Annotated in this window: 12 protein-coding genes; 2 read left to right on the top strand and 10 right to left on the bottom strand. The window is 68.1% G+C overall.

Going from position 1 to position 13,095, the window contains the following annotated elements; translation table 11 throughout:
* The first annotated feature begins 188 nt into the window (after nt 1-188).
* Nucleotides 189-947: a hypothetical protein gene (locus H3H55_RS19865; protein WP_193099877.1), complete on the top strand. Its 759-nt coding sequence runs from the start codon at nt 189-191 to the stop codon at nt 945-947.
* 93 nt (nt 948-1,040) lie between these two features.
* Here the strand turns inward: H3H55_RS19865 and fdhA are convergent, their stop codons facing one another.
* From fdhA to H3H55_RS37565, 10 genes are all read right to left on the bottom strand, one after another.
* Nucleotides 1,041-2,237, bottom strand: a complete 1,197-nt coding sequence (gene fdhA, locus H3H55_RS19860; protein WP_193099876.1) for a formaldehyde dehydrogenase, glutathione-independent — start codon at nt 2,235-2,237, stop codon at nt 1,041-1,043.
* A gap of 197 nt (nt 2,238-2,434) precedes the next feature.
* Nucleotides 2,435-3,193, bottom strand: a complete 759-nt coding sequence (locus tag H3H55_RS19855; RefSeq protein WP_193099875.1) for an SDR family NAD(P)-dependent oxidoreductase — start codon at nt 3,191-3,193, stop codon at nt 2,435-2,437.
* A gap of 174 nt (nt 3,194-3,367) precedes the next feature.
* A complete protein-coding gene (locus H3H55_RS19850) occupies nt 3,368-4,558 on the bottom strand; it encodes an efflux RND transporter periplasmic adaptor subunit (RefSeq protein ID WP_193099874.1) in 1,191 nt (396 codons plus the stop codon).
* Nucleotides 4,558-6,405 (bottom strand): efflux transporter outer membrane subunit, encoded by a 1,848-nt coding sequence (locus H3H55_RS19845; protein ID WP_193099873.1) that lies wholly within the window; start codon nt 6,403-6,405, stop codon nt 4,558-4,560. The genes H3H55_RS19850 and H3H55_RS19845 overlap by 1 nt, the downstream gene beginning before the upstream one ends.
* A gap of 8 nt (nt 6,406-6,413) precedes the next feature.
* A complete protein-coding gene (locus H3H55_RS19840) occupies nt 6,414-7,352 on the bottom strand; it encodes a glycosyltransferase family 2 protein (RefSeq protein ID WP_129515659.1) in 939 nt (312 codons plus the stop codon).
* Nucleotides 7,353-7,362: 10 nt separating this feature from the next.
* The gene (locus H3H55_RS19835) at nt 7,363-8,958 is read right to left on the bottom strand and encodes a DHA2 family efflux MFS transporter permease subunit (RefSeq protein WP_193099872.1); all 1,596 of its coding nucleotides are present in this window, start codon (nt 8,956-8,958) and stop codon (nt 7,363-7,365) included.
* Nucleotides 8,955-10,238 (bottom strand): glycosyltransferase, encoded by a 1,284-nt coding sequence (locus H3H55_RS19830; protein ID WP_193099871.1) that lies wholly within the window; start codon nt 10,236-10,238, stop codon nt 8,955-8,957. The genes H3H55_RS19835 and H3H55_RS19830 overlap by 4 nt, the downstream gene beginning before the upstream one ends.
* 17 nt (nt 10,239-10,255) lie before the next feature.
* A complete protein-coding gene (locus H3H55_RS19825; RefSeq protein WP_011547084.1) occupies nt 10,256-10,825 on the bottom strand; it encodes a methyltransferase family protein in 570 nt (189 codons plus the stop codon).
* Between the two features lie 58 nt (nt 10,826-10,883).
* On the bottom strand, nt 10,884-11,786 hold the full coding sequence (locus H3H55_RS19820; RefSeq protein WP_193099870.1) for an alpha/beta fold hydrolase: 903 nt from the start codon (nt 11,784-11,786) through the stop codon (nt 10,884-10,886).
* A 231-nt stretch (nt 11,787-12,017) separates the two neighbouring features.
* Entirely contained in the window at nt 12,018-12,143 is a 126-nt protein-coding gene (locus H3H55_RS37565; protein ID WP_264299675.1) for a hypothetical protein, read from the bottom strand.
* 364 nt (nt 12,144-12,507) lie between these two features.
* Here H3H55_RS37565 and betI point away from each other — a divergent pair, with 364 nt between their 5' ends.
* Nucleotides 12,508-13,092, top strand: a complete 585-nt coding sequence (betI, locus tag H3H55_RS19815; RefSeq protein WP_048243403.1) for a transcriptional regulator BetI — start codon at nt 12,508-12,510, stop codon at nt 13,090-13,092.
* The last annotated feature ends 3 nt before the right edge of the window (nt 13,093-13,095 follow it).

The following is a 13,095-nucleotide window of genomic DNA, read 5'->3' as shown; positions in this document are numbered from 1 at the left end:
CAAAGAATGAAGCGGAAAGCACCTGCGGACGAACGCGTTCCGCACGTTCGATGTCATGGAGAAACACATGAACACCGCAAGCGAACGACCATCGACGACTCACGCGCCGCGCAAAGGTGACGGACGAGCCGGAATCACGATGACCGGCGATCGTTCGCTCCGCTGACGACACCTGCCCGCTTCCGACGATGCGAATCCTGCCCAACCGGAACGTCCACCCGCGCGATGCCTGGCGCGCCGTCCTGAGCGCACGGGTCGAATCGCGGCGCGCCGCTTGCTGCCGCTGCCGGGCATGCGGCTTCGTGGCATTCCGCGCACTCGAGCACTGCCCCGTCTGCGGCCAGTGGAACGGACCGTTCGTGCCGATTCGCCACGCGCAGGACGATGCGCACACGACGCACGCAACGCAGTCCTTTCATACGTGGTCGTCACGCGTCGCGCGGACGCTTCGCAACGCGGCGTTCCGGCGGCCTCGCGCATCGAGCGCACCGATCCTGAGCATCCTGACACTCGTGCTGCTGGTCGGCGGCTATGTGACGGCCGACCGGACGTGCAAGGCCGATCCGGTTTGTCGCGGTTCCGATACGCCGACAGCGACGGCGCTCGATGCCGGCCTGCTCGCGTCGAACGATCCGGTGCCGCCGGTCCTGCCGGTGCCCGTCTATCCGTTTCATTCGACCAATGGCACGCAGGTGGCGGCCGATCAACCGCACGGCGGCGCGAGCACCAGCGAACCCGCTGGCGCGATGTCGGTCGCGCAGGCCGCGCCGTCGATACGCTCGCCCGACCAAACGCATAGCGGCGCAGTTCGTCTGACGGACTGGCGAGGCAGTCGCGATCCCGCGCATCGCACGCATGCGATCCGCCGTGTGAGCCTGCATACCGGCCACGTGCGGCACGGCGCACCCGCCGACGCCGAGATCGCGAAGCTCTATCGCGGCCACTGAGCGCGTGGTCCGGCCGTTCGCTCCCGCAACAAAAACGGGCGGCCCGTTTCCGGCGCCGCCCGTTTCACGTTGCGCGTGTCGAACGTCAGCGCATCAGGCCGCCAGCAACCCGTGCGGGTCGATGACGAATTTGCGCGGCGCGCCGCCGTCGAACTTCTTGTAGCCTTCCGGCGCCTGGTCGAGCGAGATCACTTCGACGTTGACGATCTTCGCGATCGGCAGTCGGTCGAACAGGATCGCCTGCATCAGGTTGCGGTTGTACTTCAGCACCGGCGTCTGACCCGTGAAGAACGAATGCGACTTCGCCCAGCCGAGACCGAAGCGGATGCTCAGGCTGCCGTGCTGCGCGGCCTTGTCCTTCGCGCCCGGATCGTCCGTCACGTACAGGCCCGGGATGCCGATCGCGCCGGCCGGCCGCGTGATTTCCATCAGCGAGTTCAGCACCGTCGCGGGCGCTTCCTCCGCGTGGCCCGACGAACCGTGACCGTGCGCCTCGAAGCCGACGCAGTCGACCGCGCAGTCGATCTCGGGCACGCCGAGGATCTGCTCGATCTGCTCGCCGAGCGACGCGTCTTTCGACAGGTCGACCGTCTCGAAGCCCATCGCTCTCGCATGCGCGAGGCGTTCCGCGTTCATGTCGCCGACGATCGTCACGGCCGCGCCGAGCAGGCGCGCCGAAGCGGCCGCCGCCATGCCGACCGGGCCCGCGCCCGCGATGTAGACCGTCGAGCCCGGCTTCACGCCCGCGCTCACCGCGCCGTGATAACCGGTCGGCAGAATGTCGGACAGGCAGGTCAGATCGCGGATCTTCGCCATCGCCTGGTCGCGGTCGGGGAATTTCAGCAGGTTGAAATCCGCGTACGGCACGAGCACGTATTCGGCCTGGCCACCGATCCAGCCGCCCATGTCGACGTAGCCGTAGGCGCCACCGGCACGCGACGGGTTCACGTTCAGGCACACGCCCGTATGCGTGTCCTTGCACATCGCGCAGCGGCCGCATGCAACGTTGAACGGCACCGACACGAGATCGCCGATCTTCAGCGTCTCGACGTCGCGGCCCACTTCGACCACTTCGCCCGTGATCTCGTGGCCGAGCACGAGGCCGACCGGCGCGGTCGTGCGGCCGCGCACCATGTGTTGGTCGGAGCCGCAGATGTTCGTGCTGACCACTTTAAGAATCACGCCGTGGCCGATCGCGCGGCCGCTCGGATCGACCATCTTCGGATAATCGATGCTCTGGACTTCGACCTGGCCCGGTCCAAGATAGACGACACCTCGATTGCTGCTCATCGTATTGTCTCCATGTCTCGTTGGCTGGCGCTGTGGTGCGCCGGCGAATGCGGCGCACGCGCAACGTGCTGTTCGAGAGTAGTCCGGGAGACGGGGGGGCCGATGTCTCAAACGCGACGCGCGTTTGAACGGCGCCGACATCGATGGCGGAAATGCGAAAGTCGGACGGGAAACGACGGGAGGGCTTCAGCCGGCCGTCATCCCTGAACCGAATAACCGCCGTCCACGGGAATCACCGCGCCCGTCACGAAGTCGCACTCGCCGGCGCACAGCGCGACCGCGATACCGGCCAGGTCCTGCGGCTTGCCCCAGCGCCGCAACGGGGTGCGCTCGAGGACGCTTCGTTCGAGATCCGGAAACAGCCGCTTGGCCTCGTCGATCAGTTCGGTTTCGATCCAGCCGGGCAGCAGCGTGTTGACCTGGATGTTGTCCGGCGCCCATTCGACGGCCCACGCCTTGCCCAACTGAACGATCCCGCCCTTGCTGGCCGCGTAGGCCGCGCCGTAAGTCGTGCCGAATAGCGACAGCATCGAACCGATATTGACGATCTTTCCGCCACCGGCGCGCCGGAATGCGGGATGAATCGCCTGCGCGCAAAAATGGGCGCCGCTCAGATTCGTATCGATGATGCGATACCACTCGTCGGCGGTCAGTTCATGCCCTTGCTTGCGGATATTCATCCCCGCGTTGTTCACGAGGATGTCCAGCCTGCCGAAATGCTGCTCCGCCTGCTCGACGGCCTTCACGCACGCGTCGCGCTGCGTGATGTCCGCCTGGATGAACAGGCCGCGTTCGCTGCCGCCCGGCAGCGATGCCAGCGCCGCGTCGCCCTTGGCGCGATCGCGGCCGACGAGCACGACGCGCGCACCGGCGGCAACCATGCCGCGCGCAATGCCGAGCCCGATCCCGCTCGCTCCTCCGGTGATGACGGCGACCTTGCCTGAAAGATCGAACACACGTGCCTCCGATTCGAATTGCTGTCCAGATAGCGCGACAGCATAGCCGCGCGCAACATGACGTTGCGCCGCGACAAGGCACGATATTTTCTGACGCGCATCATGCCTTTTTCGAATCTTTCGGACATCGCTCGGCCGGCCAGTGCCTTCGACGTATCACGCACCGGCGGACGATCAACCGCCGGCGTTCTCGCGAATGACCACCGCGGCGGCCGCGTCCGCCTCGCTTGCCACACCGTCGTGCACGCGCGTGCTGACGGCCGGCGTCGGCGGTTCACTGTCGAGCGCATGGCCATTGCGGTCGTGCGTGTCGACCGTTGCGCGCATCGACAGCCCGACGCGCAGCGGGTGCGCGGCGAGGTCGCGCGGATCGAGCGCGATCACGACCGGCACGCGCTGCACGACCTTGATCCAGTTGCCGGCCGCGTTCTGCGACGGCAGCATCGAGAACGCGCTGCCCGTGCCCGCCGAGAAGCCCTGCACGCGGCCGCGATAGGCGATGCGCGAGCCGTAGAGGTCCGACACGATCTCGACCGGCTGCCCGACGCGCATGTGGCGGATCTGCCCTTCCTTGAAATTCGCCTCGATCCACAACCGGTTCAACTGCACGATCGACATCAGCGGCACGCCCGGCCCGACCTGCTGGCCGACCTGCACCGAGCGCTGCCCGATCGTGCCGTCGACGGGCGCGACGATCGTCGTGCGCTTCAGGTTCCGGTACGCAAGCTTGAACTGCGCGGCCGCCTGCACGACAGCCGGGCTCTCGTCGACGGGCAGCTTGCTGCCGAGCGCACGCGCCGCGTCGAGCTGCGCCTGCGCGGCCGCGAGATTCGCCTGCGCGCCGGCGACCGCCGCGCGCGCACGCGCCAGTTCCTCGGGCGCGACGATCTCGACCGACGCACCCGAGCGCGCCACCAGTGCGCGCTGCGCGAGCGACAGGTCGGCCCGCCGCGCATTCACGGCCTCGACGTACATCGTGTTCGAGATCTTCGCGTTCGCGACCTGCCGCACGGCCTGCGCGAGCTGCGCCTTCGCCTGCGCGAACGCAACGGACGCCTCGGTGTCGTCGAGCCGCACGAGCGTCTGTCCGGCGCGCACGGCCTGCGTATCGGCGACCACCACGTCGGTCACGGCGCCCGGAATCTGCGCGGCAACCTGCACGATGCTGCCCGCGACATACGCGTCGTCGGTGTCTTCGTAATAGCGGTCGCTCAACAGCCAGAACGCGATCCACGCAAGTGCGGCCAGCAGCACGATCGCGAAAAACACGGCGAAGCGCTTGCGGCGCGTCGCACGGCGCGCGTCGAGTGCCGGGTCGTTCAGCGCGGCCGGCGGCGCGGCGGTATGAAGGTTGTCGTGGTGCATCAGTCGCTTTGCGTAACGATCAGACGATCGTGCTGGAAGACGGGGATCGCCGGCGGCATGACCGACGGGGTCGGCGCGGGGCTTGCCGATGCCGTGCGCGCGAGAACAGGCGTACTCCGGGGCGTCGCGGCAGGGTTGGCCGCACCGACCGTCGACGGACGCGCCGCATCGTCGCGCCGTGCTGGTGCGACGCTCGCCGTGCCGGTCACCGGCGGCACGACAGCGCTTGCCGCGCGCGCATCGTTCGACGTACCGGCCGCCGCAGCGCGGTTCGCGGTCACGGCCGCCGCCGCAGCAGCCGCTGCGCCTCGCCGTGCCGCCCCGCTGCGCATCTGATGCACGGCCGGCGCCTGCGCAACCGTTGCGCCCGCATCGAACCCGCCGCCGAGCGCACCGATCAGCCCGACGCGCAGCGTCCGCTGCCGGCCGAGCAGCGCGATCATCTGCGCGCGCTCGTCGATCAGCGTGAGATCCGCGACATCGACATCCTTCTGCATCAGCACGCCGCGCCGGTGGCGGTCGGCCGCGATCTGCACGATCTTCTGCGCGGCCGCCACCGCATCCTGCTGCTGCGTAACGAGCGTCTGCGACGTTTGCAGCGACGTGACGATCTGCGCGACCTGCCCGAGCGCGTCGTCGACGGTCTTGTTGTACAGGCCGATCGCGACGTCGGCCTGCGCGACGTCCGCACCGAGCTTCGCCTTCAGCCGGCCGCGGTCAAAGATCGGCAGCGAGATCGCGGGGCCGACGGACCCGGCGAGCGAATCGCGCGAGAACAGCGACGCGGGCGTCAGCGCGAACACGCCGCCGAGCGCGACGAGGTTCACGTCCGGATAGAACTGCGCGCGCGTCGAATCCGCATTCGCGAACGCGGCTTCGACGCGCAGCCGCGCGGCGACGATGTCGGGCCGGCGCCCGAGCAGGTCGGCCGGCAGCCGCGCCGGCAGCGCGCCGCCGGCAAACGCACCGACGCGCGGCCGCTGCAGCGCGAGCCCTCGCTCGGGGCCGCGGCCCGACAGCACGCCGAGCTGCAGTTGCGCGAGCTTGATCTGCTCGTCGCCCAGCGCGATCTGCGCGAGCAGCTTGCTGCGCTTGATCGACGCATCGCTCGCGTCGTACGCATTGTCGAGACCGCGCGCGGTGCGCTCGCGCAGCACGGTCGTCACGCGCTGGCTAACCTTCAACTTCTGCTGCAGCAGATCCTGTGTCGCGTATGCCTGGTCGAGCTGGCAGTACACGGTGACGATCGCGACCGCGAGCGTGAGCCGCACCTGTTCGGCCTCGACACCGGCCGCATCGCGCAGCGACATCAGGCTCTTCGTCGCCGCGCGGTTCTTGCCCCACAGGTCGAGCTGGTAGTTCAACCCGACGAACACCGACGACGGCGATACGTTCGGATCGCCGAAGATCTCGACCGGCACACGATAACCGCCGGCCGTCACGTCGGCGATGTCACCGGGCTTCGGCATCCGCGCGCGGCTGACCGTCGCGCCGGCCGTGCCCGTCAGCCCGGTCAGCGAATCGAACTGCTGAAGCTGCGCCTGCGCGATCCGCAGCCGCGCCCGCGCGACCTGCAGATCGGGGCTGTTCTGCGACGCCTCCGCCACCAGCGCATCGAGTTGCGGATCCTGCAACTGCTTTACCCAGTCGGGCGCCGGCCACGCGCCGTTCGCGCCGGGGCCAGCCGTGTGCGCGAGCGCATCGTCGGCAGGCGCGCGCAGCGACAGCGAGGGCAGGAAACCCGACGGCACGCATCCGCCCAACGCCAGCAACACAGCCGCCGCCGCGATCATCGCGCCGCCCTGCACGCCCCGCGCCGGATTCGCCGCTTTCTTCACACGCCGCATCGCGCCCCTCATCCCTGCTGAATGCGTTGCGCACGTGCGGCCAGCCGCGGCCGCGTGCGTTCGAGCGGGCCGAGCCGGCCGAACAGGCCGTCCGCGACACCGAACAGGATGCCGGCGAGCTTCGCGCGCTTGTCGCGTTCGACGAGCGCGATCTGCACGATCTGCCACACGGTCAGCAAGTTCGGCACGATCGCCACCGGAAAGCGCAGCCCGTATTGCATCCCGAGCTGCACCGCATTGCGCGCGCTGTAGTAGCGGCGTTGCCACGAGTGATTCATCGACGTCATTTCGAAAGGGCCGATCGCGTGGCGCTGCTTTGCGCCGATCCGGTGCGGCAGCACCAGCGACGGCACGACATAGAGCGGCACGTTGCGCGACAGCGCGCGGAAGCTGTATTCGGTGTCGACGTGATCGATGAACAGCGTCTCGTCGAACCGGCCGAGCAGGTCGAACGCGTCGCGCGACACGACGCAGCCCGACGAGATCAGGAACGCGCAGCGCTGCAACGGCGCGCCCGGCTCGATGTGCAGGCGGCGCAGCCCGATGCCGTTGGTCGAAAGCTCGGGCAGGAAGCTGCGCGCGTTCTCGTCGAAGATGCGCGGGCCGGCCAGGAACGCACGCCCCGCGAGCCCGGCACAGACGTCACGCATCACCGGGAAATACGCGGCCGGCACCGACGAATCCTGGTCGAACAGCGCGACCGCATCGATGCGGTCGCGAAACAGCGCCGCGAGCCCCGCGTTGTACGCGCCCGCGATCCCGCCGCGATTGCCGTGATGCAGCAGCGCGATGCCGTCGCGCGCACACAGGTCGCGTGCCCGTGCATCGGGCTGCGGCGTGTTGTCGACGACGAGCAATGCGTCGCACGCATGCCGCCATGCACCGAGCGCTTCGAGCTGCGCATCGCTCGGGTGATACAGGATCACGAGTGCGCCGAGTGTCGTCATGTTCATCTCCTCAATGCCCGAAGGACGCCGCCGCGCCGCGCTTGGGTCGGGTCAGCCACATCATGGCCGCGAGCACGAGGCAGGTCATGCTCGCCATCCAGAACATGTCGTTCGTCGCCATCATGTACGCCTGCTGCATCACGACCTGGTGCAGCGTGCTCAGCTCGCGCACGCCGTCCACGCCCATCCCGTTCAGCGCATGCACGAAGCGCTGCGTGTTCGCGGACGCATGCGTGACGGATTGCGACACGACGTCGTAGTGATAGGTCGCGCGGTTGTCCCACAGCGTCACGCTCATCGCGGTGCCGAACGCGGCCGACAGCGTGCGCAGGAAGTTCGACAGGCTCGACGCGGCGGCAAGCCGGTCGTCGGGAATGCGCGACAGTGTCGCGGCGGTCAGCGGGATGAAGAACAGCGGCAGCCCGATCCCCTGGATCAGGCCGGGCGCGGCGATCTGCGCGAACGTCATCTTCAGCGTGAAATGCGCATCCCACGCGAGCACGCCCGCGAACACGAGGAAACCGGCCGTCGCGAGCACGCGCGCGTCGAAATGATGCGCGTACAGGCCGACGAGGATCGAGAACACGAGCGCGAGCACGCCGAGCGATGCCGTCGCGAGCCCCGCGTGAAACGCGTTGTAGCCCATCACGGCCTGCATCCACAGCGGGAACACGACGCCGACCACCGAGAAACTCATCATCCCGAGCGAGATGATCAGCACGCAGAACGAGAACGTGCGGTCGCGAAACAGGCTGAGATCGACGACGGGGTGCGCCTCGCCCGCCTCCCAGATCAGCAGCGACACGATCGAGAGCCCCGCGACCACCGCGAGCGTGACGATCAGCGGCGAATCGAACCAGCCGCGATCGTGGCCGAGATCGAGCATTGCCTGCAGCGAGCCGACGCCGATCACGAGCAGCACGATGCCCGGCACGTCGATCGGGCCGGCCGCGCCGCGCTGCGCGTCGGGGCGCAACATCGCGGTGCAGACCACGAACGAGAACAGCCCGATCGGCAAGTTGATCAGGAAGATCCACGGCCACGAGAAGTTGTCGACGATCCAGCCGCCGACCACCGGCCCGAAGATCGGCGCGAGCAGCACCGTCATCGCCCACAGCGCGAGCGCGATCGTGCGCTTGTCCGGCGGGAACGTGCGCAGCAGGATCGTCTGCGACAGCGGCACCATCGGCCCCGAACACAGCCCCTGCAGCGCGCGGCAGATCACCAGCACGTGCAGGTCGCGTGCGAGCCCGCACAGCAGCGACGTCAGCGTGAACAGCAGCACGGCGCCGACGAACAGCCGCAACTCGCCGACGCGGCGCGCGAGCCAGCCCGTCAACGGCACCGCGATCGCAGCCGCGACCGAATACGAGCTGATCACCCACGTGCCCTGGCTGTTCGACACGCCGAGGCTGCCGGAGATTGCCGGCACCGCGACGTTCGTCACGGTCGAGTCGAGCACCTCGATGAAAGTCGCGAGCGACAGCGCGAACGTCAGCAGCGCGAGCCGGATGCCGCGCACCGGCTGCGCGGCCGGCGCGGGGGCCGGCACGTCGAACGCGGACGGCGCGACGGGCCCATCGTGAAGCGGCGACGCGGTGCTCATGCGCCCGCCACCGCGACATCGGCTCGCGCGCCCTTCCGCCCGCGCTTCGGCGCGAACCGTTCGATGAAATCGGCGGCCGCGTGACAGCCGTCCGGCGCGGCAGCGATCAGCGCGCGCGTGCGCGCCGCATGCACCGCAAACGCGGGTTCGTCGAGCACGCGCGCCAGCGCCGCGCCGAGACGTGCGCCGTCGACGGGGCCGTCGACGCGCACACCGCAGCCGCTCGCCGCGACGCGTTGCGCGTTGTCGAACTGGTCGTGCGCGAACGGCGTCACGACCTGCACGATCCCGGCCTCGCACGCGAGCGCCGCGGTGCCAATTCCGCCGTGATGCACGAGCGCGCGGCAACGCGGCAACAGCGTGCGCATCGGCACGAAGCGGCGCACCAGCAGCCGGTTGCCGTCCGGCGCCACATCGTGCGGCGTCAGCAGGATGCCGCGCGCGCCGGTCGCACGCAGCGCGTCCGCCACCGCGCGCGCGTACGCCGCATGATCGACGAGCGTCGAGCCGGCCGTGAACACGACCGGCCGCTCGCCGGCCGCCAGAAACGCATCCAGTTCCGCATCTTCGTCGGGCGTCGTAATGTCGTTGAACAGTGGGAAACCGCTTTGCAGATGATTCGACGGCCAGTCGGGCTGCGCCGGCGCGAACCAGCCGGGAAACAGGCACAGCACGCCGTCGGTCGAATGCAGCCAGCGGCCGAGCACGCGCCGCGCGGGCGCGAGCCCGAGATCGCGGCGCACCGCGTTGAGCGCGGGGCCGCACACGCGGTCGAGCACCTGACGCTCGATCAGCGTCATCAGCGCCGACTTCACGGGCAGTGGCCAGCGCGCGGGAATCGTCAGGCGCGGGTGCGTCGGCGGCGCATGCGCGGACAGCAGCGTCGACGGCGACACCTGCACCGACACGTACGGCGTGCCGTGCAGCTCCTGCATGAAGCGTGCGGAGAACGCCCACAGCGTGCCGACGAGGACCGTATCGTCATCGGTCAGCGCGCGCAGCGCGTCGTAGTGCGGGCGCAGCATCGGCGCGATCACCTGCCACAGCGTGCGGAACGACGTGCGCGGATCCCACAGCGCGGGGTTCGCCATCGCGGCCTCGTATTCGGCTGCGGTGCCGACCGGCACGAATGCGAAACCGCAACGGCGCACGGCCGCCTCGAACGGCGCGTGCGTGCAGAACACGACGTCATGACCGCGCGCCGCGAGCGTGCGCGCGACGCCGAGCAGCGGATGCACGTCGCCCGCCGAGCCGATCGCGGTCACGATCATCTTCGCCATCGCGCGCCTCGCGGGGTTCAGTAGAAGCCGGGAATCAGCGCCGCGACCTCGCGGCGATACTGCGCATACGCCGGCCCGAAATACCCGGTCAGCCAGCTCTCCTCGACGCGCACCTTGTACGCGAGCGACGCGAACACGAGCAGCACGCCGATCGCGCCGCGCCATTCGCCGCCGATCAGCGCGGCGCCGACGAGCGCGATCAGGCAGCCCGTGTAGATCGGATGGCGCACGAGCGCGTACGGCCCCGTGCGCACGAGCTCATGGTCTTCCTTCAGCGTGACCGACACGCTCCAGTTCGTGCCGAGGTGCAGCCGCGCCCACACCGAGAACAGCAGGCCGGCGACCAGCACCGCAAGCCCGCACTGCGCCTGCAGGCCGAAGCGCTGCCAGTCGGGCACGAGCGCCTGCCATGACGGATCGGGCAGGATGATCAGCGCGCCGCCGACGATCAGCGGAATCGACTGCAGCGTGCGCGAGCGTGACGCTTCCTTGCGCACGGTCGTCTTCACGCCCTGCGACGTGGCGATCCAGTAGGCGAGCCATGCGGCCCACGGAACGACGATGGCGATGGTCTGAACGATATTCACGGCTGGCCTGCCTCGTTGGGATGGGAATTCGGATACGCCGGATGCGCGATGCGCGGCGTCACGACGACAGCGCGTGCATCGGCGCGGGCACGCACGCCTGCGCGGCGGCGAGCGCCATGCCGGCCGCGACCGGCGCCCCGTCGCAGAAGAAATCGAGCAGCGCGTTACGCGTGTATTCGCGCTGCGCGCGGCCTTCGATGTCGAGAAAATGGCCGGCGTCCGGCACCGTCGCGAACCGCGCACGCTGCACGTGCGCGCCGAGCTGGCGCACGTCGGCCGGTGTCGTGTATTCGTCGCGCTCGCCGTTCAGGAACAGCAGCTCGCAGCCGATGTTCGAGAACTCGCTGAAGTAGCGCTCGGGCTGCAGCGACAGGATCTGGTCGACGTGGAACGCGACCTGGTCCTGCTCGTCGCGCGGCAGGCGCGTGAGATACCGGTAGTTGTACAGCTTCATGATGCGCGGCAGGTAGCGGCCGACGGTGTCGTTCAGCAACTGCGCGGCCTTCAGGTTCTCGCCGGCCGCGATGTGGTCGCGGGCGCGCGTCACGTAGTCGACCATCGCGTCGTTCAGGAACGGCGAGAACGAGCAGATCGCCGCGCGCCGCACGCTCGGGCAGCCGCGCGCGAGTGCGAACAGCGACGCGACGCCGCCCCACGACACCGACACCAGGAACGCGGGCGCGAAGCGCTCGACCAGATGCTGGAGGATCGCGGCTTCGTCGTCCTTCGTCAGGATGAAGCAGCCCGGGTTGTGCTGGCGCGACTGCCCCGCATACGGCAGGTCGAAGCAGATCGTGTTCATCCGCTCGCCCAGATACTGGACGGTCTGCCCGAACGACGCGGTCGTCGCGAGCGCGCCGTTGACGAGCATCGCCGTGTCGAAGGCCGGGTCGAACACGTTCCGTTCGACGTAGACCTTCAGACCATTCGGCAGCGGGACCACGTGTTTTTCGGTCGGCATCGTCGTTCTCCGGTGGATGCGGCGTCTCGACGTCGCGGCATGCTGCAGGTGCGCAATGGCTGGCGTCGGCCCGGCGCACGGCCTGTCGCCGAGCCCATAACCGACGCACCGCGGCAAATACCCGCGGCGCCCATTCATTCCTCGTAGTGCGGCGCCATACTAATACGGACAATATTACTGACTCAAGTCATTCCAACGAGCCCCTCTACTCAGTTGGGAAATGGGCCGGATTCAAATTTTTTTATCATTTTCTATGGTATGCGGGATCGCCCAGAAGGCGGCGGCAATCGTTTGCGAGCCTCCTTCATCGGCATGCAAAAACCATATATTTTCTTTGTATTCAATGATGTACAGCATTTAAATCGCCTGCTTGAAACGGATTTTTGGAATTCACCGATCTTCACCATCCGCATTCACAATTTCACATCGCGGTGAATATCACATACCTCGACACTCTTTCGTTTCGTAATAGAAACGAGGTCGGAAATTTTCCGGTGCATTGCATCGTCTTTTCACAAACCGTTTTAAACATAATTCTCGTTATTCAACATTCTTTCAATTCATTTTTCCGCACCTGCACATCGCCGCACGCGGCCGATCCGCGACACCGCCAAGCCCCACTTGATCGTCGGACCCCGATTTTTTGTTGATTGAACGATCAATAAAAAACCGCTAAGCTCTCGACTTCCATGCATGGCCCGTCCGGGCGAAGGGAGTCGCGATGCCGAAAGTCGGAATGCGGGAGATTCGCCGCGCGCAGTTGATCGACGCCACGCTGCGCTCGATCGACGAAGCGGGCCTGCCCGGCACGACGCTCGCATCGGTCGCGCAGCGCGCGAACATCTCGACGGGCATCGTCAGCCACTACTTCGGCGACAAGGACGGCCTGCTCGAAGCGACGATGCGGCACGTGCTGCGCGACCTGTGGTCGGCCACCACGGCCCGTCGCGTGGCCGCGCGCAAGGACCCGCGCGCCCGGCTGCGCGCGATCGTCGCCGCGAACTTCGACGACACGCAGGTCAGCGCGCCCGTGATGAAGACGTGGCTCGCGTTCTGGTCGCAGAGCATGCACGACCCGATGCTCAAGCGCCTGCAGCACGTCAACACGCGGCGCCTCCATTCGAACCTGTGCGCCGAATTCGCGAAGGCCTTGCCGCGCACGAAAGCGCGGGAAGCCGCCAGCGGCCTCGCCGCGCTGATCGACGGCCTGTGGCTGCGCGGCGCGCTAGCCGGCGGCCCGATCGACACCCGGGCGGCGTTGAAGCTCGCCCACGATTACATCGACCTGCTGCTCGCGTCCGACTGACGC

Source organism: Burkholderia sp. Z1 (assembly GCF_014893795.1).
Classification (GTDB): Bacteria; Pseudomonadota; Gammaproteobacteria; order Burkholderiales; family Burkholderiaceae; genus Burkholderia; species Burkholderia theae.
Note: the sequence above shows the minus strand (reverse complement) of the source record. Positions and strands in the feature narration are given on the sequence as shown.